General features: G+C 70.1%; 18 protein-coding genes. 8 read left to right on the top strand and 10 right to left on the bottom strand.

The genetic code is table 11. From position 1 onward, the window contains the following. Positions 1–27: 27 nt before the first annotated feature. Both ACUKCB_RS01480 and ACUKCB_RS01475 read left to right on the top strand, forming a co-directional pair. On the top strand, positions 28–510 hold the full coding sequence (locus tag ACUKCB_RS01480; RefSeq protein WP_473038653.1) for a GNAT family N-acetyltransferase: 483 nt from the start codon (positions 28–30) through the stop codon (positions 508–510). Positions 511–560: 50 nt separating this feature from the next. Continuing rightward, on the top strand, positions 561–2,264 hold the full coding sequence (locus ACUKCB_RS01475; protein WP_473038652.1) for a serine/threonine-protein kinase: 1,704 nt from the start codon (positions 561–563) through the stop codon (positions 2,262–2,264). Between the two features lie 103 nt (positions 2,265–2,367). On the opposite strand, the gene ACUKCB_RS01470 is transcribed toward ACUKCB_RS01475, so the two are convergent. After that, on the bottom strand, positions 2,368–3,582 hold the full coding sequence (locus tag ACUKCB_RS01470; protein ID WP_452541420.1) for an ROK family transcriptional regulator: 1,215 nt from the start codon (positions 3,580–3,582) through the stop codon (positions 2,368–2,370). A gap of 273 nt (positions 3,583–3,855) precedes the next feature. Between ACUKCB_RS01470 and ACUKCB_RS01465 the strand changes: the two genes are divergently transcribed. From ACUKCB_RS01465 to ACUKCB_RS01445, 5 genes are all read left to right on the top strand, one after another. Next, entirely contained in the window at positions 3,856–5,145 is a 1,290-nt protein-coding gene (locus ACUKCB_RS01465; protein ID WP_473038651.1) for an extracellular solute-binding protein, read from the top strand. Positions 5,146–5,229: 84 nt separating this feature from the next. Further along, complete coding sequence (locus tag ACUKCB_RS01460) at positions 5,230–6,207, top strand: carbohydrate ABC transporter permease (RefSeq protein WP_473038650.1); 978 nt, start codon at positions 5,230–5,232, stop codon at positions 6,205–6,207. After that, positions 6,204–7,175, top strand: coding sequence for a carbohydrate ABC transporter permease (locus ACUKCB_RS01455; protein ID WP_473038649.1), 972 nt, complete (start codon positions 6,204–6,206; stop codon positions 7,173–7,175). Before ACUKCB_RS01460 ends, ACUKCB_RS01455 begins: the two co-directional genes overlap by 4 nt. Positions 7,176–7,315: 140 nt before the next feature. Beyond that, complete coding sequence (locus ACUKCB_RS01450) at positions 7,316–8,791, top strand: glycoside hydrolase family 3 protein (RefSeq protein WP_473038648.1); 1,476 nt, start codon at positions 7,316–7,318, stop codon at positions 8,789–8,791. A gap of 192 nt (positions 8,792–8,983) precedes the next feature. Next, the gene (locus ACUKCB_RS01445; RefSeq protein WP_191275843.1) at positions 8,984–9,448 is read left to right on the top strand and encodes an RrF2 family transcriptional regulator; all 465 of its coding nucleotides are present in this window, start codon (positions 8,984–8,986) and stop codon (positions 9,446–9,448) included. Positions 9,449–9,566: 118 nt separating this feature from the next. Here the strand turns inward: ACUKCB_RS01445 and ACUKCB_RS01440 are convergent, their stop codons facing one another. From ACUKCB_RS01440 to ACUKCB_RS01400, 9 genes are all read right to left on the bottom strand, one after another. Then, entirely contained in the window at positions 9,567–9,923 is a 357-nt protein-coding gene (locus tag ACUKCB_RS01440; RefSeq protein WP_191275846.1) for a helix-turn-helix domain-containing protein, read from the bottom strand. Positions 9,924–10,081: 158 nt separating this feature from the next. Continuing rightward, the gene (locus tag ACUKCB_RS01435) at positions 10,082–10,618 is read right to left on the bottom strand and encodes a CinA family protein (protein WP_473038647.1); all 537 of its coding nucleotides are present in this window, start codon (positions 10,616–10,618) and stop codon (positions 10,082–10,084) included. Continuing rightward, the gene (gene pgsA / locus ACUKCB_RS01430; RefSeq protein WP_473038646.1) at positions 10,615–11,238 is read right to left on the bottom strand and encodes a CDP-diacylglycerol--glycerol-3-phosphate 3-phosphatidyltransferase; all 624 of its coding nucleotides are present in this window, start codon (positions 11,236–11,238) and stop codon (positions 10,615–10,617) included. The genes ACUKCB_RS01435 and pgsA overlap by 4 nt, the downstream gene beginning before the upstream one ends. Further along, a complete protein-coding gene (rimO, locus tag ACUKCB_RS01425; RefSeq protein WP_473038645.1) occupies positions 11,235–12,668 on the bottom strand; it encodes a 30S ribosomal protein S12 methylthiotransferase RimO in 1,434 nt (477 codons plus the stop codon). Before rimO ends, pgsA begins: the two co-directional genes overlap by 4 nt. Positions 12,669–12,877: 209 nt before the next feature. Then, the gene (locus tag ACUKCB_RS01420) at positions 12,878–14,005 is read right to left on the bottom strand and encodes a helix-turn-helix domain-containing protein (protein ID WP_473038644.1); all 1,128 of its coding nucleotides are present in this window, start codon (positions 14,003–14,005) and stop codon (positions 12,878–12,880) included. Between the two features lie 143 nt (positions 14,006–14,148). Then, complete coding sequence (locus ACUKCB_RS01415; RefSeq protein ID WP_473038643.1) at positions 14,149–16,638, bottom strand: DNA translocase FtsK; 2,490 nt, start codon at positions 16,636–16,638, stop codon at positions 14,149–14,151. Positions 16,639–16,838: 200 nt separating this feature from the next. Next, positions 16,839–18,524, bottom strand: a complete 1,686-nt coding sequence (locus ACUKCB_RS01410; protein ID WP_473038642.1) for a ribonuclease J — start codon at positions 18,522–18,524, stop codon at positions 16,839–16,841. Continuing rightward, positions 18,521–19,492, bottom strand: coding sequence for a 4-hydroxy-tetrahydrodipicolinate synthase (gene dapA, locus ACUKCB_RS01405; RefSeq protein WP_191275866.1), 972 nt, complete (start codon positions 19,490–19,492; stop codon positions 18,521–18,523). Before dapA ends, ACUKCB_RS01410 begins: the two co-directional genes overlap by 4 nt. 402 nt (positions 19,493–19,894) lie before the next feature. After that, on the bottom strand, positions 19,895–20,275 hold the full coding sequence (locus tag ACUKCB_RS01400; RefSeq protein WP_191275868.1) for a phage holin family protein: 381 nt from the start codon (positions 20,273–20,275) through the stop codon (positions 19,895–19,897). 93 nt (positions 20,276–20,368) lie between these two features. On the opposite strand from ACUKCB_RS01400, the gene ACUKCB_RS01395 reads away from it, so the two are divergent. Further along, complete coding sequence (locus tag ACUKCB_RS01395) at positions 20,369–20,923, top strand: GNAT family N-acetyltransferase (RefSeq protein WP_473038641.1); 555 nt, start codon at positions 20,369–20,371, stop codon at positions 20,921–20,923. The last annotated feature ends 4 nt before the right edge of the window (positions 20,924–20,927 follow it).

Genomic DNA, 20,927 nt, shown 5'->3' with positions numbered 1-20,927 from the left:
AGAGCGGTGGTGCCGAGGATCCGCCGGATGGAAGCGAAGGACGTGGACGGGGTGGTGGAGGTGTCCCTGGCCGCGGACACGCTCTTCGCCGAGGCGGGGTTGGAGCTGCCACCGGACGATCCCCGGGAGATGCTCGACCGGGCGGAGCGGGTGCTGGTGGCGGTGGAAGGCACGGATGTGGTGGGCCTGGCCGCGACGGTCACACTTGACGGGGACGCCCATCTGGAACAGCTCGCCGTGCACCCCGGGTACGGGCGGCGCGGGGTCGGCGGGGCGCTGCTGGAGGCGGTCTGCGTCGGTGCGGCGGGGAGCGGGCGTACCCGGGTGAGCCTGACCACCTTCCGTGACCTGCCCTGGAACGCGCCCTGGTACGAACGCAGGGGTTTCACGGTGCTCCCCCGGCCGGAGTGGGGGCCGGAGCTGGCCCGACAGTGGGAGGAGGAGGAACGGGCCGGGATCCTGGTCCGCCCCCGGGTCGTGATGGTCCGGGACCTGGTGCCCTCCCCCTGACCTCCCGCCGGCCGGGCTGCCCGGTTCGGAAGGTTTGGGAGAATGGACGCATGGTCCCCACTGATCCCGCGGAACCCCCGGAACCCGCGGAGAACCCCTCCCCTCCCTCCCCGTGGAGGTGCGTCGGCCGCTACGAACTCATGGGCGAGCTGGGCAGCGGTGCGATGGGCACGGTGTGGCGTGCCCGCGACACCCGGTTGGACCGGGAGGTGGCGGTCAAGGAGGTCCATCTGCCGCACGACATGCCGCCCCGCGAACGCGAGCGGGCCCGGGCGAGGATGGTGCGCGAGGCGCAGGCGGCGGCCCGTGTCTCCCACCCCTCGGTGGTGACCGTGCACGACGTGCTGGAGGCGGACGGGGTCCCGTTCATCGTCATGGAGTTGTTGGAGGGTGAGTCGCTGCGCGAGCGGCTGAAGCGTTCGGGGCCGTTGGCGGAGGCCGAGGTGGAACGGATCGCCCGGCCGTTGCTGGGCGCGTTGTGGGCGGCACACCGGGCCGGGGTGATCCACCGGGACGTCAAGCCCGCCAACATCGTGCTGACCGAGGGCGGCGCCCGCCCGGTGCTGACCGACTTCGGGATCGCCAATCTCCCCGACCACGAGGGGACGGCCCTGACCGGCACCGGGGCTGTTCTCGGCACCGCCGCCTACGCTGCCCCCGAGCGCCTGGAGAACGACGGGACCAGCGCGGTCTCGGACCTGTGGAGTCTGGGGACCACCCTGTTCGAGGCCCTGGCCGGGGTGTCCCCCTTCAGGAGGGAGACCCTCACCGCGACCCTCACCGCGGTCCTCACCCAGCCTGTTCCGCCGCCGCCCGCCCGGGGACGGCTGGCCACCGTGATCGGCGGTCTCCTGGAGCGGGACCCCCGGCGGCGCCTGCTCCCGGAGCAGGCTCTGTCCCTGCTCGACGCCCCCGGTCCGAACCGTCCGCTTGCGGATACGGGCCACGCGTTCTCGGGCCCGCGCCCCTCGGTTCCCACCGGGCCGACCGCCGCGGTGCCCCAGGCGGTGCCTGCTCCCGGTTCCCGGCCCGGGCGCTCACGTGCCCCGCTGTGGGTCGCCGGTGCCGCCGCGCTCCTGGCCGTCCTGGTGCTGGGAGCCCTGGCCCTGCGGACCCTGGCCCCCTGGTCCGCCGTATCCACCGGGGCCGACGGAGCCGGGACGGCCGCCGGCGGCGTGGCGGCTTCGGAGGAACCGGACCCGAGCCCCGAGCCGTCCGGGCCCGACCTCCCCGAGACGGTCACCGACGACGCACCCGAGGCGTTCGTCCGGCTCGACGACGGCGTGGTCGGCCTCATCCTGCCCGAGGACTGGGAGGTCCGGGACGGGGACCTTCGGGGCGGCGGCGAGTCGGCCACCCGGCTGTCCTCGTACGAGTTGGGTACCGGGGTGGAGACCGGTACGGCGACGGTCGTCGCCACCCGGTACGACATCCTGCTCCACGACGCCGAGAGCGCGATGCTGCGGATGGAGGAACTGCTCCAGGAGGACGAGGACTTCAGCGACGTCCGGCGGCAGGGGCTGGACACCGAGCGGATGGAGGGCGGGCTCCAGAGCGCCGTCTACGAGGTGCTGTTCCACCACGAGGAGCGCGAGTTCCAGGAGCGGTGGATGTTCTCCCGGGAGATCACCGACGGGGACCGGGGCATCTCCTACCGGCTGAGCCTCAACTTCCCCGCCGAACTGCGGGACGAGTACCGGGACGACTTCCGGAGCATGCTCGACTCCTTCGGCCCCGCCGCCGGCGGGAGCTGAGCCGGTGTCCGGTACCGTCCCGGACCCCGGCACCGGTCCGCGCCCCGGCGGGTGAGGGGGCCGGGGCGCGGAGTGAGGTGTCGGTGGTGTGTGGGTGCGCGGTTCAGACCGTGGAGGAGAAGACCTCGTCACGGGCGTGTTCCAGGGCGTGCAGGAGGGCTCCCCGCACGAGTGAGTTGCCCTCGACCGCACCCAGGGCCACCTCGGTGGTGTTCGGGGCGATGCGGGCGGTGGCGGCCTGGACCCGTTCGGCGAGCCTGGGGCCGCCCGCCTCGGCCACGTCGCCGCCCAGCACGACCAGCCCGGGGTCGATGATCACGCTGACCGCGGCCACGCCCCGGGCGAGCCGGTCGGCGAAGGCGTCGAGGAAGGCGTCGCTCTCGGGGCTGTCGGAGGCGGAGGCGGAGGCCACGACCTCGGTGACGTCGGTGCCGGTGATGCCGTGCTCCTGGGCGAGTTTGACCACCTGACCGGCCTTGACCAGGGCCTGGAAGCCGTGCGGTAGTTCCTGGTCCCCGTGTTCCTTGTGGGCCTCGTAGCCGCCGGACAGGCCGACGTCTACCGGCAGGGGCGCCCCGGGCACCGGCAGGTAGCCGATCTCGCCCGCGCCGCCGGAGCGGCCGCGGTGGATCCGACCGCCGATCATCGTGGACATACCGACGCCGCCGGCCGCGCTGAGCCAGATGAGTACGAACTCGTCGACTCCCGCGGCGGCGCCCTCGGCGTGCTCGGCCAGTGCGGCGAGGTTCACGTCGTTCTCGATGATGACCGAGCGTTCGAGGTCGGCGCGCAGGGCTTCCAGGACGCCCTCGTGCCAGGACATGAGGTCGAAGGAGAAGCGGATGTCACCGGTGCGGGGGTCGACGACACCGGGGGTGCCGATGACGCAGGCCCGGACCTTGTCCAGGGGGACCCCTGCGGTGTCGACCAGGCGCATGACGGCGGTGTGTACGAGGGCGACGGGGTCGTCGGAGGCGCTGGGGTCGACCGTGACGTCGCTGATGACCTGGCCGGTGATGTCGGCGATGGTCGCGGTGACCCGGGTGGCGCTGACGTCCAGGGCCGCGACGTAGGCGCTCTCGGGAACGACCGCGTAGAGGGCCGCGTTGGGCCCGCGCCCACCCGCCCTGCTGCCGACCACCCGGACGAGGTCGCGCTCCTCCAGCCGCGCGAGGAGCTGGGACGCCGTCACCTTGGACAGGCCCGTCCTCGTGCCGAGCTGGGTCCGGGTCAGCGGCCCCCCGGACAGTAGGAGTTCCAGTGCCGCGCGATCGTTGAGCTGGCGCAGCAGCCGGGGAGTCCCCGGACGTTGAGACATAACCGTGACACCTCACCCTGTTTTTATTAGGAAAGTTTCCTGTTAATTTAGCTCACAACCTCACAGGAGGTCACGTCCCGGCAGGTCCGCCTCGTTATCGGACCACCGGTACCCGCGCCGGCGGGGCGGCCAACCGTGCTGTGCCAGCACGAACCACTCGACAACACGCCCCCCACAAGAGATGTCGAGGCGCCCGGATCCGTTCATGATCCCAGGTCGTTTCGAGCACAGGCGCCGCGCCCCAGCGCGTCGTGCGAAGGGAGATAGATTCACATGAGGTTCCCAAAGATCGCGATGGCCTCGGCCGTGGTGATGCTTGCGGCCGCCTGCGGCGGCTCCGACGACGGCAGCAGCAACGGATCGGGGGAAGCGCCCGAGGCCCTGACCGTATGGGTGATGGGTACCGCCCAGGATGACCTGGTCACCTACTTCGACAACGCGGAGACCCGTTTCCAGAAGCTCTACCCGGACACCTCCGTCAACGTCGAGTTCATTCCCTGGGGCGACGCCCAGGAGTCGATCACCAACGCCATCGCGGGCGGTGACGCACCCGACGTTCTCGAAGTCGGCAACGATCAGGTCTCCAGCTGGGCCTCCCAGGGCGCCCTGCTCGACATCAGCGACCAGGTCTCCGAGTGGGCGCCTGCCTCCGACATGGACCAGGCCGCCCTGGAGTACGGCACCTACAACGGCACCCAGTACGGCGTGCCCTGGTTCTCCGGTGTGCGCACCCTCTACTACCGGGCCGACTGGCTCCAGGAGGTCGGTCACGAGGCGCCCGAGACCTGGGACGAGCTGGTCGAGGTCTCCGAAGCCATCGAGGAGGAGTACGGAGTCCCGGGCTTCGCCGCCCCCACCGACTTCACCAACGGTATCGCCAGCTTCATCTGGAGCAACGGCGGGGAGATCGCCGTACAGGAGGGTGATGAGTGGACCGGTCAGCTGACAGACCCCGCCACCGTCGAGGCCATCGAGTTCTACGCCGGGCTCACCTCTGAGCAGGAGATCTCGCCGCAGAGCTACGTCGGCGAGAACGAACTCGTCCCACTGGCCGACATGGCCAACAGCCAGCTCGGCATGTACATCGACGGCGGCTGGGCCCTGAGCTCGATGGAGGAGCAGGCCGAGGACCCCGAGGTTCTGGAGAACATCGCCTCCGCGCCGATCCCCGGTGCCGACGGTTTCGCCCCGGTCTTCGCCGGGGGTTCCGCCCTGACCGTCTTCAGCCTCACCGAGCACCCGGATCACGCCTTCGAGCTGCTGGGGGTCCTCGGCGACCAGGATGGTGGCAAGGGTTACGCCGACGCTGCCGGCTTCTTCCCGGCTTACCCCGAAATGCTCAAGGCCGATGAGTACCAGAACGACCCGGAGCGCGCGGCCGCGGCGACCAGCATGCAGAACACGCGCTTCTTCCCCAGCACCCCGCGCTGGAACGCAGCCGACCAGGACAACAAGATCCTGCCCGGTGCCGTTCTGGACATCGTCCGGGGAGATGACCCGGAGGAGGTGCTGGAGGAGGCCAACCAGCAGCTGACCGAGATCCTCAACGAACCGGTCGAGTAGCAGCCCCTCCCATCCGAGTCACGCCGTGGCGGCCGGGCACCAGGCCCGCCCGCCACGGCCGAACCCGCCCCGATTGAGAAGACCATGCCGAGAACCGTCGACAAAGCGCCAGCTGCTCCGGACGATGCCGCAGGTAAGGCACGTCAGCCTTGGCGCGTGAAGCCAACTCCGTACCTGCTCATCATCCCGTCGGTGATCCTGCTCGCGACCGTCCTGCTCTGGCCGATCGTGCAGATGGTGTGGTACTCCTTCACCAGCTTCACCACCCGAAACCTGATGCCGAACCAGCCGGGCCCGGAGTGGAACAACTTCGCCCACTACCAGAACCTGCTCAGCGACGGTGAGTTCTGGTCGATCCTGCGCAACACGATCGTCGTCTGCATTCTCATGGTCGGCATCACCATGGTGCTGGGAACCCTCGTCGGTATCCTGCTGCACAAGCTGCCCAAGTGGTTCTCGACCCTCGTGGCCATCGGCATGATGCTGGCCTGGTCCACCCCTGCGCTGAGTGCCTCCCTGGTCTTCCGGTGGCTGTTCCTCCCCGAACGCGGTCTGGTCAACATCACCCTGGACCGCCTCCCGAACTGGCTCGTCGGTGACGGGTGGCTCGAGTACAACTGGTTCCTCGAACCCCTGCCGCTGTTCACCATCCTCATCACGGTCATCGTCTGGCAGTCGTTCCCGTTCATCGCGGTTTCGGTGCTCGCAGGCCTCAAAAGCATCCCGTCGGAGTTGTACGAGGCGGCTCGGATGGACGGCGCGAACGCCTGGAAGTCGTTCTGGAACGTCACCTTCCCCATGCTGCGACCGCTGTTCGCCCTCCTGCTGATCCTTCAGATCATTTGGGATCTGCGCGTGTTCACCCAGCTGTACATCCTGGCGAACAGTTTCCAGAACAAGGACGTCTACCTGCTCTCCTACTACATCTACCAGCAGGGATTCAGCGCCAGCCCGGCCAATTACGGCATGGGATCGGCGATCGCCGTGGTCATGACCGTCATGATTCTCGCCGTCACCGCGTACTACCTGCGCATCATGATCCGCCAGGGGGAGACCCGATGACCGCCGTAGACAAGACCGCACAGAACGCACCCGCCGCGCTGCGCAATTCCTCGAAGGGCGGTTCCGACGGCCCGCGGGACCCGCAGTACACCCACCGCCGCAGCCCGCTGCGCCGTCTGCGCACACTCCCCCTATACCTGGCCGGGGTCGCCGTCTTCATCTTCTCGGTCTTTCCCGTCTACTGGATGGTCGCCACAGCCTTCAAACCGACCGGCGAGATCTTCACCCGAGACCAGAGCCTGGTCCCCCAGGCTCCTACGCTCGAACACTTCGACCGAGTGGTCAACGGCCAGCTGATCCCCGGAGTGAGTTTCGGGACCTTCCTCGCCAACAGCCTCATCGTCACACTCGGTGCGGTGGCGATGGGAGCGTTCTTCTCCCTGCTGGCAGCAGTGGCCGTCGCTAGGTTCCGGTTCAAACTCCGCTCCGCCTTCATCATGCTGCTGCTCATCATCCAAATGGTGCCGATGGAAGCGATGATCATCTCCATCTTCATCAATTTCCGCTCACTGTCGGAGGCCAGCGGTGTGCAACTGCTCGGCAACCTCTCCGGCCTGCTGATCGTGTACACGGCGGTCTCCCTACCGATCACCATCCTGATGCTGAGGGGCTTCGTCACCGCCGTTCCCAAGGAACTGGAGGAGGCAGCGGCTATCGACGGGGCCAGCGGATGGACCATCTTCTGGCGCATTCTCATGCCACTCGTGGCACCCGGCCTGGTCGCCGCCAGTATCTTCGCCTTCATCACCGCATGGAACGAGTTCATCGTCGCCCTGACCTTCCTCGGGCGGGACACCGACAGCTACACGCTGCCGCTCACACTGTCCTACTACTTCGGACGGTTCGGCACCGAGTGGGGCTCGATCATGGCCGCCTCCACCCTGCTGACCATCCCCGTGATGGTCTTCTTCCTCTTCGTCCAACGCCGCATGGTCTCCGGCCTGACCATGGGCGCGGTCAAGGGCTGACCTGACCGGACACCGGCTCGGGGCGGGGCCCGCGGAACCTGCGCGCCCCGCCCCGAGCCCGCCGACACCACCGACGCCCCCTTCTCCCGCCACACGTCTGCCCCCGCCCGGGCACCCCTGCTCACCGAACGGAGTTCGTCATGCCGCACGACCCGACACTGGAGCGTCTGGCCAACGCCACGCTGCTGGTGCCCTTCGAGTCCCTCCAGGCCCCCCGATGGATCCTGGACGGGTTGGCGGACGGGATCTCCGGCGTCTGTCTGTTCCACAACAACCTGGAAAGCCCCGAACAGGTCACCGCGCTCAACGCGAGCCTGCGCGAGGCCACGGACACACCCCTGATCTCCCTCGACGAGGAGGGCGGCGACGTCACCCGCATCGGCCAGGCCCGGGGCAGCGACTACCCCGGCAACGCCGCGCTGGGCACCGTCGACGACACCGACCTCACCCGAGCCACCCTGCGTTCGCTGGGCCTCCAACTCTCCGGCCTGGGCTTCAACCTGGACCTGGCCCCCTCCGTGGACGTCAACGTGGCCGACGACAACCCGGTGATCGGCACCCGCTCCTTCGGCTCCGACGCCGAACTAGTCGCCCGACACGCCGCCGCCTCGGTCCAGGGCCTCCAGGAAGCCGGGGTGGCCGCGTGCGCCAAGCACTTCCCCGGCCACGGAGCCACCTCCCAGGACTCGCACCACACCCTGCCCCAGATCGGGGCCGACCCCGAGCTGCTGCGCCGCCGGGAGCTCCTCCCCTTCCGGGCAGCCGTCGACGCCGGGGTCCGCGCCATCCTGACCGCGCACATCGAGCTGCCCGGTCTGGGCGTCGAGGGTCCCGCCACGCTCAACCGCACCATGCTCAACGACCTGCTGCGCGACGAGATGGGCTTCACCGGGGTCGTGGTCAGCGACGCCATGGACATGCGGGGCGTGAGCGGCGAGATCGGCATCCCCGAGGCCAGCGTGCTCGCGGTGGCCGCCGGTTGCGACCTGCTCTGCCTGGGCCGCTTCGTCTACGCCGACCAGGTCGCCCAGGTCCGCTCCGCGCTGGTCGGGGCGGTGCGCGACGGACGCCTGTCAGGCGAACGCCTGGAGGAGGCGGCCGACCGCAACTCCCGGCTGCGCGACTGGATCAAGCGGTCCGCGCAGGAGCGTGCGCACAACGGTGCCGAGGACGGCACCGAACGGGTCGGGCTGGCCGGGGCCCGCCGCGCCACCCGTGTGGACGGGGACGTCCCCGCCCTGGAGAACCCCTACGTGGTGGAGGTGGACGCCCCCGCCGGGATCGCCGTCGGTGACGTGCCGTGGGGTCTGGGCCCCTGGTTCGGCGACACCGTCCGAGTCTCCCCCGAGGCCGACGACCCCTCCGAGCAGCTCACCGCCGCAGCCGACCGCGACCTGGTCGTCGTGGTACGGGACGCGCACCGTTACCCGAGCGCGCAGGAGTTCGTGAGCGCCCTGCTCAGCGCCCGCCCCGAGGCCGTGGTGGTGGAGATGGGCCTGCCCATCTGGCGGCCCGACTGCGGCGCCTACGTGAGCACCTACGGCGCCGCCCACGTCAACGCCCTGAGCGCGGCCGAGCTTCTCGGCTCCGCAGGTGCGCTCCGGGCCGCCCGCTGAGAGTTCCCGCCCCGGCGGCTCCGGTCACCGCACACGCGCCGGCGCGCTCTCTCAGCCGAGAGCGGAGAACGCCGCACATGTCCCCGCAAGCCGGTAGGAGAAGTACTCTTGGCGTGTAGCACCCCGGGCGCCGACGACACCCGTCGGCGCCCGGTGCCCCATTCGCCCTTCTAACCACGGCATAATCACAGCATGCGCCTTTCAGCCCGGGTCGACTACGCGCTTCGCGCGGCCGCAGAGCTCGCTGTCGCCGGCGACGGTCCGGTGACGGCCGAGCAGCTCGCACGCGCGCAGGCCATCCCCGGAAAATTCCTGGAGAACATTCTCACCCAGCTACGCCGCGCCGGTTTGGTGCGCAGCCAACGGGGCCCCGTTGGCGGCTACTGGCTCGCCCGGCCTCCGGGGGAGATCTCCCTCGCGGACATCATCCGAGCGGTCGACGGTCCGCTCGCCAACGTGCGCGGGGAACGCCCCGAGCACGTCGACTACGACGGGGCGGCCCGCAGCCTGCAACAGGTGTGGATCGCCCTGCGTGCCAGTGAGCGGGCCATCCTGGAGGGGGTCAACCTCCAGCACCTGGTCAGCAACGAGCTCCCCGACCAGGTGCGTTCCCTGGCCGAGGACCCCGAGGCCTGGGTCAACCACACCCACCGCTGATCGCGCTGCCGCCGCGGACACCACCGCACACGCAAGGAGCCGGCCACCCCGAGGGGTGACCGGCTCCTTGAACGAGATCTGTGTGACGTGTGCTGAGGTACCCGCACGGGGCGGGGTGTCAGACCCCCGCCATGTCGGCGACCTGGGGAACACGATCCGGTACGGGCTCGATGCCGAGGTCCTGGGCGGGGACGGGGTCGTTCGTGACCGCGTCGCCCAACAGTGCGGCCTCCTGGAGCTCGGCCAGGGCCAGCTGGTCGGAGACCTCTCTGAGCACCTGTGAGAGCGGGACCCCGAGGGCCCCGCAGATGGAGGAGAGCAGTTCGGAAGAGGCTTCCTTCTGACCGCGCTCCACCTCGGACAGGTAGCCGAGGGAGACCCGTGCATCGGCCGACACCTCGCGGAGGGTGCGGCCCTGGCGCTGCCGCAGCCGCCTGAGCACGTCACCAAGTAGGTGACGAAGCAGGACCATCATTCGCGCTCCCTCCCACCGGTAGCGACCTTCATATACAACACCGTACCTGCCCCACGCCCGATTCGGGCACCTCTTGCCGTCCTGTTCGCTGGAGGGGGAACCGCGGCCGGGGGTGTTTTTGTTCCCGTGCTCCGGGGGAGGCGGACCGGCCGGAGGGATCAGCTCCGGGTGTTTCCCGCCGCTTCCCCGCGGACTGCGGCCCTCAGGAGCCTCAGCGCACCCTCGACCGTGTCGTAGCGGATACCCGCGCGCTCCCCGCTGAAACCGAAGCGGACGACCCGCGTGTGTGAGTCGGGTCCCGCCACCGCCGCGTAGACAGTGCCGACGGGCTGGCCGTCCTGGGGTTCGGGCCCCGCCACGCCGGTGACCGCGACCCCGTAATCGGCTCCGACGAGGCGTCGCACACCCCGCGCCATGTGGGCGGCGACGTCGGGGTGGACCGCGCCGTGTTCGTCCAACAGGTCCTGGGGGACCCCCAGGACGGACGCCTTGGTGTCGGTGGCGTAGGTGACGACGCCGCCCCGGTAGGTGGACGAGGAACCGGGGACCGCCGTCAGGTGAGCGCCGATGAGCCCTCCGGTGAGGGACTCGGCGGTGGCGCAGGTGGACCCGTCCTCCAGCAGGGCCCGGTGTGCGGCCTCCGCGGCCTCCAGCGCAGCGTCGCCGAGCGGGAGCCCCACCTGCGCCCCGGTCACCGGCCCGGCTCCGCGTCGGAGCCCGGGGCGCCCTTGGCGCGTACCAGGCGGACGGCGCCGACCAGGTAGGTCAGGCCGGTCCAGAGTGTGACGGCCAGGGCCGCGGCCATGACCCCGTGGGCGATCCACGTGAACACCGCGGTGAACGGCAGCAGGTGCAGCGGGAACAGGTAGATGCTGATCGCCACGATCTGCAGCACGGTCTTGAGCTTGCCGCCGCTGTTCGCCGGGATGACCCCGTACCGCAGGACCGCGAAGCGCAGGGCCGTGACACCCCATTCGCGCAGCAGGATGGCGATGGTCACCCACCACCACAGGTCGCCCTGGACGGACAGCACGATCAGCGCGGCACCGGTCAGCGCCTTGTCCGCGATGGGGTCGGCGATCTTGCCGAAGTCGGTGACCAGGTTCCGCCGACGGGCCAGCTCACCGTCGACACGGTCGGTGATCGCGGCCAGCACGAACACGGCGAAAGCCGCGGACTGCCACCCGGTCCCGTCCAGGAACATGAACCAGACGAAGACCGGCACCATCACCAGGCGGCTCATCGTGAGGATGTTCGCGATGTTCCACAACGGGGCTTGGGGGGCGGGCGAGGCCGCGGCGTCGTTGGTGCTCATCTGTCTCCGGCTTCCCCGTCCTGCTCCGCGACGAGGTCGGCGCCCGCCGACTGGATGACGGTGGCGCGCACCAGGTCCCCGACCGCGAGGTTCTCGCCGTACAGGATGGTGCTGCCGTCCACCTCGGGCGCCTGGTGCTCGGAGCGGCCCTCGTAGGCGCCGTCCTCCAGGACGGACTCCACCAGGACGGTCACCTCGGTGCCGACGCGTTCTTCGGCCCGCTGGGCCATGAGCTCCTCGGAGAGGCGGTTGAGCGTGTCCACCCGTTCCTGGATGACCTCCTCGGACACCTTGTCGCCGTGGTTGAGCGCCTCGGTCCCGTCCTCGTCGGAGTAGCCGAACACGCCGATGGCGTCCAGGCGGGCCTCGCTGAGGAAGGACACCAGCTCCTGGAACTCCTCCTCCGTCTCCCCGGGGAAACCGACGATGAAGTTGGAGCGGGCTCCGGCTTCCGGCGCGCCCCTGCGGGCGGTCTCCAACAGTTCGAGGAAGCGCTCGCGGTCACCGAACCGGCGCATACGGCGCAGCAGCGGACCGCTGGCGTGCTGGAAGGACAGGTCGAAGTAGGGGACCACCCCCGGGGTGCCGGTGAGCACGTCCACCAGCCCGGGGCGGACCTCGGCGGGCTGGAGGTAGCTGACCCGGATCCGCTCCAGGCCCTCGACGGCGGCCAGGCGCGGCAGCAGCTTCTCCAGCGCGCGCACGTCACCGAGGTCCTTGCCGAAGGATGTGGAGTTCTCGCTGACCAGGAACACCTCGCGCACGCCCTCGCCGGCCAGCCACTCGGCCTCGCGGACGATCTCGTCGGGTTGACGGGAGATGTAGGCGCCGCGGAAGGCCGGGATCGCGCAGAAGGTGCACCTTCTGTCGCAGCCGGAGGCGATCTTGAGGTTGGCCACGGGGCCGCCGGTCAGCCGACGGCGCGGGACCGCGGCGCGGTACGGCAGCTCGGTGCCGTCCGCGCCCTCGGACTCGGCGAACGCGGCGTGCCCGGGCACGTGGACCTGGGAGTCGCCGCGCTCGGCCGGGCTGATCGGCAGCAGGGTGCGGCGGTCGCGCGGGTCGTGCGGGACCAGTTCGCGTCCGGCGACGACGTCGTCGAGCCGGTCGGTGATGGCGGCGTAGTCGTCGAATCCGATGACGTTGGCCTCGGGGAGGGCCCCGGCGAGTTCGGAGCCGTAGCGCTCGGCCATACACCCGGCGGCGACGACCTTCCCGCCGCCCTCGGCCGCCTCCAACAGGGTCTCGATGGAGTCCTGCTTGGCGGCGTCGATGAACCCGCAGGTGTTGACGACGGTCACGTCGGCCTTGGTGTCGTCGTCGACGAGGTCCCAGCCGCCGGCGGCCAGGCGTCCGGCGAGCTCTTCTGAGTCGACCTCGTTACGCGCACACCCCAGGGTGACGAGTGAGACAGTACGGCGCGATGACATGGCTTCCAAGCGTGTGGGAGAGCTTCGGGTGCTGCGGGGCGCGGCGTGGTCGAAGGCCGGGGTACCCGGTCGGCTCGTGCTCGCACGAAGGCGTCGACTGTCGCCGCCCGCAGCCCCCCACACTACCGTGGTTGACCAACCCACCCGTACCCCGGCCTCGTCCGTACTCCCTGGAACCCGCGGTTGCGCGCCCGCTGTGGAGTCGATCGTCAGTCGACGAGGCCGTCGGCTCCGACGATGACCTCCTTCACCTCGCCGAGCCCTCCGCTGGGCCCCTGTTCCCGCCCGTCGACGGACACCTCGATCGCCCCGGCGTTGCCGACCCACAGGGTCAGCGGTACCCCGGTCCGGTAGTCCTGGGACTCGCCCTCGGTGAGGAACCCGGTGAACAGGTCCTCGCCCGCGGGGTCGCTGACCCTGATCCAACTGCGCTCGGAGGCGGTGAGGGCGACGGTGAACTCGTCCACCTCACCGGCCGCGGGACCGGTCTGACCCGTGGCCGCGTCCCCGGCGGCGTCCCCCGCGGTCTCCTGGGCCGCCTCGGTCTCCCGGGCCTCCTCGGTGTCCGGGGCCGCCGAGGAGCGAATGCCCTCCTCGCTGTTGGAACCGGCCGAACCGAACGCGGTGCGGACGGGGGCGCCCTCCTCCCAGCCCTGCCAGGTCCGGACCCCCACGAACACCGCGGTGACCAGGATGAGGCCGACCACGGCCCAGGGCCAGTGCCGTCGGACCCTCTCCCCCCGGAGCGTCCGGGTCCGGGTGACGGCGACCCGGGCGGCGGGCCTGTCGTCCCGGGGCCGGTTCTCGGGCTTGCTGTGCCTGCCGGGCCGCCGGGGCCCGGGTACCGGGGCCGCCACTCCCCTGGGCCGGTTGCGCCGAAGCGGCCGGGCGAGTCTCTGGTTGCGCTCGAAGTGTCCCCAGCTCTCGGCCCGTTGTTCGGGGTCGGCCTCCTCGTCCCCGACCCGGGCGGGAAGCACCTCCTGCGGTGCCTCGTGGTCGCTCGTCCCGGTGTGGGCCCGTCCGCCCTCGGCCGCCGCCACCCGGGCCGCCTTGGGTTTCGCGGACGGGTGCCGGGGCGGGGGGACGAAGGTGGGCCTGTCCCCGGAGGCGTGTTCGCGGTCGTATTCCTCCAGGAGTGGCGCGGGGTCCAGTCCGAGGAACTTGCAGATCCTCCGAATGTGCCCGCGCGCGTAGAAGTCCCCTCCGCAGGGGACGAAGTCCTCGTTCTCGATGCCTCTCAGGACCTGTGTCCGGATCCGTGTACGTGTGCTCAGGTTCTCCAAGGAGCAACCCGCCGCGATCCGTGCAGCGGACAGGGTCTGGCCGATCGTCGCCATGCGCACTCCCCCCGCGACTTTCTGTGCCTACGTGGACCCACTCTGCTACCCGGAGCCCTCCGGTGCAGGTCACCACGCCCCATGCGGCCCTCAAGATCGCACCAAATCGGGCGAGGCGGACGCACGACGGGCACGGAGGGGGCTCAGCCGCCCCTGATGTCGGTGAGCACCGAAGCGAGGTCGTCCGGGGCGACCAGGACGTCGCGGGCCTTGGACCCCTCGGTGGGGCCGACGACGTCGCGGCTCTCCATCAGGTCCATCAGGCGGCCCGCCTTCGCGAAACCGACGCGGAGCTTGCGCTGGAGCATCGACGTGGACCCGAACTGGGTGGTGACGACCAGCTCGACCGCCTGCAACAGCAGGTCCATGTCGTCGCCGACCTCCTCGTCGATCTCCTTCTTCTTGGTGCCGGCCACCGCGACGTCCTCGCGGTAGCTGGGTTCGGACTGCTTCTTGCAGTGGTCGACGATCCCGCGGATCTCCTTCTCGGCCACCCAGGCGTTCTGCAGCCGGATGGGCTTGCCCGCACCCATCGGAAGGAAGAGCGCGTCACCCTTGCCGACGAGCTTCTCCGCGCCGGGTTGGTCGAGGATGACGCGGCTGTCGGAGAGGCTGGAGGTGGCGAAGGCCAGCCGGGAGGGGACGTTGGCCTTGATCAGACCGGTGACGACGTCGACGCTGGGCCGCTGGGTGGCCAGCACCAGGTGAATCCCGGCCGCGCGGGCCAGTTGGGTGATACGCACGACCGCGTCCTCGACGTCGCGGGGGGCGACCATCATCAGGTCGGCGAGCTCGTCGACGATCACCAGCAGGTAGGGGTAGGGCTCGTAGACGCGTTCGCTGCCCGGCGGGGCGGTGAGCTCGCCGGTGCGCACGGCGGCGTTGAAGTCGTCGATGTGCCGGTACCCGGAGGCGGCGAGGTCGTCGTAGCGGCGGTCCATCTCCCCGACGACCCACTGCAGGGCCTCGGCGGCCTTCTTCGGGCTGGTGATGATCGGGGTGATCAGGTGCGGGATGCCCTCGTACATGGTCAGCTCGACCCGCTTGGGGTCGACCAGGATCATCCGCACCTCGTCGGGGGTGGCGCGCATCATCAGCGAGGTGATGAGCCCGTTGATGCAGGTGGACTTACCGGCGCCGGTGGCACCGGCGACCAGCACGTGCGGCATCTTCGCGAGGTTGGCCACGACGTTGCTGCCCTCGACGTCCTTGCCCAGGCCCACCAGCATGGGGTGGTCGTCGGAGGTGGCCGCCGGGGACCGGAGCACGTCGCCCAGGCTGACGATGTCCTTGTCGGTGTTGGGGATCTCCACGCCGATCGCGGACTTGCCGGGGATGGGCGACTGGATGCGCACGTCGGTGCTCTTGACCGCCAGGGAGATGTTCTTGGACAGGGCCGTGACCTTCTCGACCTTCACCGCCGGGCCGAGCTCGATCTCGTAGCGGGTGACCGTGGGACCGCGGGTGAAGCCGGTGACCTCGGCGTCGATCTTGAACTGGTCCAGGACCCCGGTCAGGGCCGCGACCACCTCGTCGTTGGCCTTGGTACGCGGTTTGGACGGGGTGCCGGGCTTGAGCATCACCGGGGCGGGCAGCTCGTAGTCGCCCTCGACCACGCGGGAGGGGATGGAGAGCTGTTCGGTGGTGGCCGGCGGCGGGGTGGGGTCGGGTGCCGGCGCCTTGGCCCTTCGACGGGAGGCGGGCTTGTCCCGAACCTCTTCGTCCTCCTCCTCGTCCGGAGCGGAGGCGATCTTCTTGGGCTCGGACCCGCTGGGCAGGACCGGGCTGTCGTAGGGGCGTTCGTGGTCGCCCGCGACCGTCTCGCTCCCGGCGGTTTCGGCCCTGGGCCTGCGCTTGCGCGGTTTGGCGGGTTTCCTCTCCGGGTCCGCTCCGAGGATGCCGATGCCGGAGTCGGGCCCGGCGTCGCGCTCCATGAGGGCGCCGAAGAGGGTCTGGAGGCGGTCGGGGATACGGCGGATCGGGGTGGCGGTCACCACGAGGATCCCGAAGACCAGGATCAGTGCCAGGAGGAGACCGGTGAGCCAGGGGGTGACGACGGCGCTGAGCGGTCCCGAGGCGATGAAGCCGATGAGGCCGCCCGCCTTCTGGAGCCCCTCGAGGCCGTCCGCGGGCTGGGGGACGCCGTGGGCGATGTGGATGAGCCCGAGCAGCCCGAGCATGATCGCGGTGACCCCGATGAACAGGCGTCCCGCGTCGCCCTCCCGGCCGGTGCTGGGAGTGCGCATCAGTTTCACGGCGACGGGCAGGAAGAGCAGCGGCAGGATCGGGGAGAAGGTTCCGAAACCGCCGACGACCACCATGCGGGTGGCCTCCAGGAGCGGCCCCTCGCTCCGCCACCACACGGCTGCGGCCACCAGGACTCCCAGGGCCAGCAGGATCAGGCCGGCGCCGTCCCGCCTCAGGTCCGGGTCGAGGTCGCGGGCGCTGCGCCCGACCGCTCGGGCCGCCCCGCCCACGGTGTGCGCGATGAGTTTCCACAGGACGAGCAGGAACTGGCCGAAGAGGGCGACGACGTAGGCGATGGGCCCGTCGGGCATGCGCTTCTTCGCCGCGGGCTTGCGTGCGGCGGGCTTCCTGCGCCCTGAACCGCCAGAGGAGGCACGCGTGGCCATCGGGGGGTCACCTCCACGGGGACGGGGTCGTTCTCAGGGCGCGGGCACAGCGACCCGGCACGGCGGGAAGCCTACTAAGACGTCCAGCCCGGGACACGAAGGCCGCGCGGCGTGTCGCGGCGGCCTCCCGTGAAACACCGGACGGCCCGGGAGCGCGGTGCGCGCTCCCGGGCCGTCCGGTGTGTCGTGTCCGGTCCGGGTCAGACCTCGACCAGGACGGGAATGATCATGGGACGGCGACGGTAGGTCTCGTTGACCCAGCGCCCGGTGCTGCGCCGGATGAGCTGGCGCAGCTGGTGCGGGTCGTTGACCCCGTCGGCGGCCGCCTTGTCCAGGGCGTCCTGGAGCTTGTCGATGACGTCGTCGTAGGCGTCGGCGCCCATGCCCGCGCCCCGGGTATGGATCTCGGGCTCGCCGAGCATCTTCCCGGTGTTGGAGTCCACCGCGACGACGACGGAGATGAAGCCCTCCTCGCCGAGGATGCGGCGGTCCTTGAGCGCGGCGTCGGTGACGTCGCCGACCGAGGAGCCGTCCACGTACACGTACCCGGCCTGGACCGCGCCGACGATCTTGGCGCGGTTCTTGTACAGGTCGACCACCACGCCGTCCTCGGCGATGACGATGCGGTCGTTCGGGACGCCCGTGAGCTTGGCCAGGTCCGAGTGGGCCCGCATGTGCCGCCACTCGCCGTGCACCGGCATGAAGTTGCGCGGACGCACCATGTTGAGGACGTAGAGCAGCTCGCCGGCGGAGGCGTGGCCGGACACGTGCACGAGGGCGTTGCCCTTGTGCACGACGTTGGCGCCCCAGCGGGTCAGGCCGTTGATCACCCGGTTGACCGAGTTCTCGTTGCCCGGGATGAGCGAGGAGGCGAGCAGGATGGTGTCGCCCTCCTCGATCCGGATCTGGTGGTCCCGGTTGGCCATCCGGCTGAGCGCCGCCATGGGCTCGCCCTGGGAGCCCGTGCAGACCATGAGCACCTTGTCCGGGGGCAGCTTGTCGAGCTGCTTGACGTCGACGATGGTGTCGCCGGGGATGCTCAGGTAGCCCAGGTCCCGCGCGATGTTCATGTTGCGGACCATGGAGCGGCCGACGAAGGCGATCTTGCGCCCGTGGCGCACCGCGGCGTCGATCACCTGCTGGACGCGGTGCACGTGCGAGGCGAAACAGGCCACCACGACGCGCTTCTCCGACTGCCGGAAGACCTTGTCGATGGCCTCGGTCAGGTTGCGCTCGTTGACGACGAACCCGGGCTGCTCGGCGTTGGTGGAGTCCGACAGCAGCAGGTCGACGCCCTCGTCGCCGAACCGGGCGAACCCGGCCAGGTCGGTGAGTCGGCCGTCCAGCGGCAGCTGGTCCATCTTGAAGTCACCGGTGTGCAGCACGGAGCCGCCGGAGGTGCGGATGCCCACGGCGAGCGCGTCCGGGATGGAGTGGTTGACCGCGAAGAACTCCAGGTTGAAGGGGCCGAAGTCGTGGCGCTCCCCCTCCTCCACCTGGACGGTCTCCGGCTTGATGCGGTGCTCGCCCAGCTTGGCGCTGATCAGCGCGAGGGTGAGCTTGGAGCCGACGATCGGGATGTCGGCCCGCTCGCGCAGCAGGAACGGCACGCCGCCGATGTGGTCCTCGTGCCCGTGGGTGAGCACGATCGCCTCGATGTCGTCGAGACGGTCCCGGATGTAGTCGAAGTCCGGCAGGATCAGGTCGACGCCGGGCTGCTCCTCCTCGGGGAAGAGCACGCCGCAGTCGACGATGAGCAGACGGCCCTCGTACTCGAAGACCGTCATGTTGCGGCCGATCTCGCCGAGCCCGCCCAGCGGGACGATGCGGAGGGCGCCCTTGCCCAGGGGCGGGGGCGGGCCGAGTTCGGGGTGCGGGTGACTCATACGGAACCCTCCGTGAGACGTTCGACGCGGACCGCGCTGGCGGGCACCGCCTGGTGCGGGGCGAGCCCGATCGGGCCCTTGACCCCGGCGGCGGCCAGGTCCTCGCGCAGGAGTGCCTGGAGCTCGGAGGACGCGTCGGCGAGCGGTGTGCGGACCGGGCCGGAGGGGAGCCCGAAGAGGTTGAGGACGGCCTTGGTCGTGATGACGCCCTGAGTGCGGAACATGCCGGTGTAGACCGGGGTGAGACGGCGGTGGATGGCCAACGCCTGGCCGACCTCGCCGGCCTCGAAGGCGTCGATCATGTCCTTGAGGTCACTGCCGACGATGTGGCCGACGACACTGACGAAACCGGCCGCGCCGACCGACAGCAGCGGCAGGTTCAGGATGTCGGTGCCGCAGTAGTACGCCAGGTCGGTGCGCTCCATGACCCAGGAGCTGGCGCCGACGTTGTCCTTGGCGTCCTTGTTGGCGACGATGCGCGGGTGCTCGGCCAGCCGGACCAGGGTCTCGGAGGCGATCGGCGTCCCGGTGCGATGCGGGATGTCGTAGAGCATGACCGGCAGCTCGGTGGTGTCGGCGATCTCCGAGAAGTGCCGGATCAGCCCCTCCTGCGGAGGCTTGTTGTAGTAGGGCGTGACGGCCAGCAGGCCGTGTGCGCCCGCCGCCTCCGCGGCCTTCGCGAGCCGGACGCTGTGGCGCGTGTCGTTGGTACCGACCCCCGCCACGACCTGGGCCCGGTCCCCGACCGCCTCGACCACCGCACGAAGCAGGCGGTCCTTCTCGTCATCGCTGGTCGTGGGCGACTCACCGGTCGTCCCGCTGATGATGAGGCCGTCGTTGTGCTGCTCGTCGACCAGGTACGAGGCGAGTCTGGCCGCGCCGTCGTAGTCGAGTTCCCCATCTTCGAGCATCGGGGTGACCATCGCGGTCAGCATCTTGCCGAACGGACGGTTCTTGGTGTCTACCATCGCGTGTGAAAGGCTTTCGGACCCTTTTCCGGAAGCGTCAAGGGTCCGGGGTGCCCCTCCTCCTCTCCATGTGCGTGAGAAACAAACTGATACGTCCCGTGCCGAGTACTTCCGTACACGGGTGAAGGCGGCGCTGTGCGTCCGCCGCCGCGACCGGTGAACAGCCGGAGCCGGACGCGGGAAAGTCTGTGTGCCCCGCGCAGGGAGTGCGCGGGAGCGTTCTGCGGTTCGGCCCCCGTCCTCGCTGGTCGAGGTGGGAGGCAAGCCGGAACCGGGTGGAGCCGACCGGTAACCGGAAGAGTCCTGACCTGTGAACCTACCCGCCCCGGGCCCACGCCACGCAGGCGGGGCCCGGGGTCACCGCGGTCGGGAAACGGTGGTCGGGAGGTTGCCGGAGGCTGCTCAGTCGTCCTGCCCGTCCGGGAGGAACATACTGGCGACCCAGCTCACGATGGTGACGACGATGGCGCCGAAGAAGGCGGCCCAGAAGTCCTCCACGTGGAAGGGGAGGTCGAACCAACCGGAGATCCACTCCGTGAGCAGGAACAGCAGCGCGTTCACGACCAGGCCGATGAGACCGAGGGTCAGGGCGTAGAACAGGCAACCGACCGTTTTGACGATCGGTTTGATGACCGCGTTCACCACACCGAAGATCGCGCCGACCGCGAGATAGGTGACGATCTGACCGGTGGTGTCCTGCGCCGCGACGTCGATCCCGTCGACCAGGAGGACAGCCGCCCAAAGGGCGAGCGCGTTCACGATAACTCTGATAATGAGGCTCACAAGGTAGATGTTCCCATGCCATGGCAAGGTCCGGAAACTCCGGCGTGGGTGATCTTGCCGTTACCGCCCCTCGTGCCCCTTCAGGAGGCCCCCGTGTCCAGTGCACAGTTCGTCCGCCCCGCCCGTTCCGCCGACGTGGACACGGTGGTGGACCTGCAGGTCGCGTCGTGGCGTGCGGTGTACGGGGAGTTGTTGCCCGCGGAGGTGGCGGAGGGACTGGGGGGCGGGGAGGCCCGTGAACAGTTCCGCGAGCAGTGGAGCGCGGCGCTGGAGTCGCCGCCCACCTCCAGGCACCGGCTCGTGGTGGCCACCGACGAGGTCGGCGGGGTGCGGACGGTGGTGGGGTTCGCGGCCTTCGGCCCGGCCGGGGATCCGGACCTGTGGCCCGCCACGGACGGGGAGGTGTTCGCGCTGCACGTGGACCCGGAGCGGGTCCGGGAGGGACACGGCAGCCGTCTGCTGAACGCGTGCGTGGACCACCTGGTCGAGGGCGGGTTCAGGACGGTGCACGTGTGGGCCCCGGAGGAGGAGAACGCTCTGCGGTCGTTCTTCGAGGCGTCGGGGTGGCGCGCCGACGGTGCGCGCAGGGAGATCGACATGGGACGGCTGCTGCCGATGGTGCGGCTGCACGCGTCGGTCTCGGAGTAGCCCC

It is taken from the genome of Nocardiopsis moroccensis (assembly GCF_055763695.1).
The sequence above is the reverse complement of the archived record's forward strand: the minus strand, read 5'-3'. Positions and strand labels throughout refer to the sequence as shown.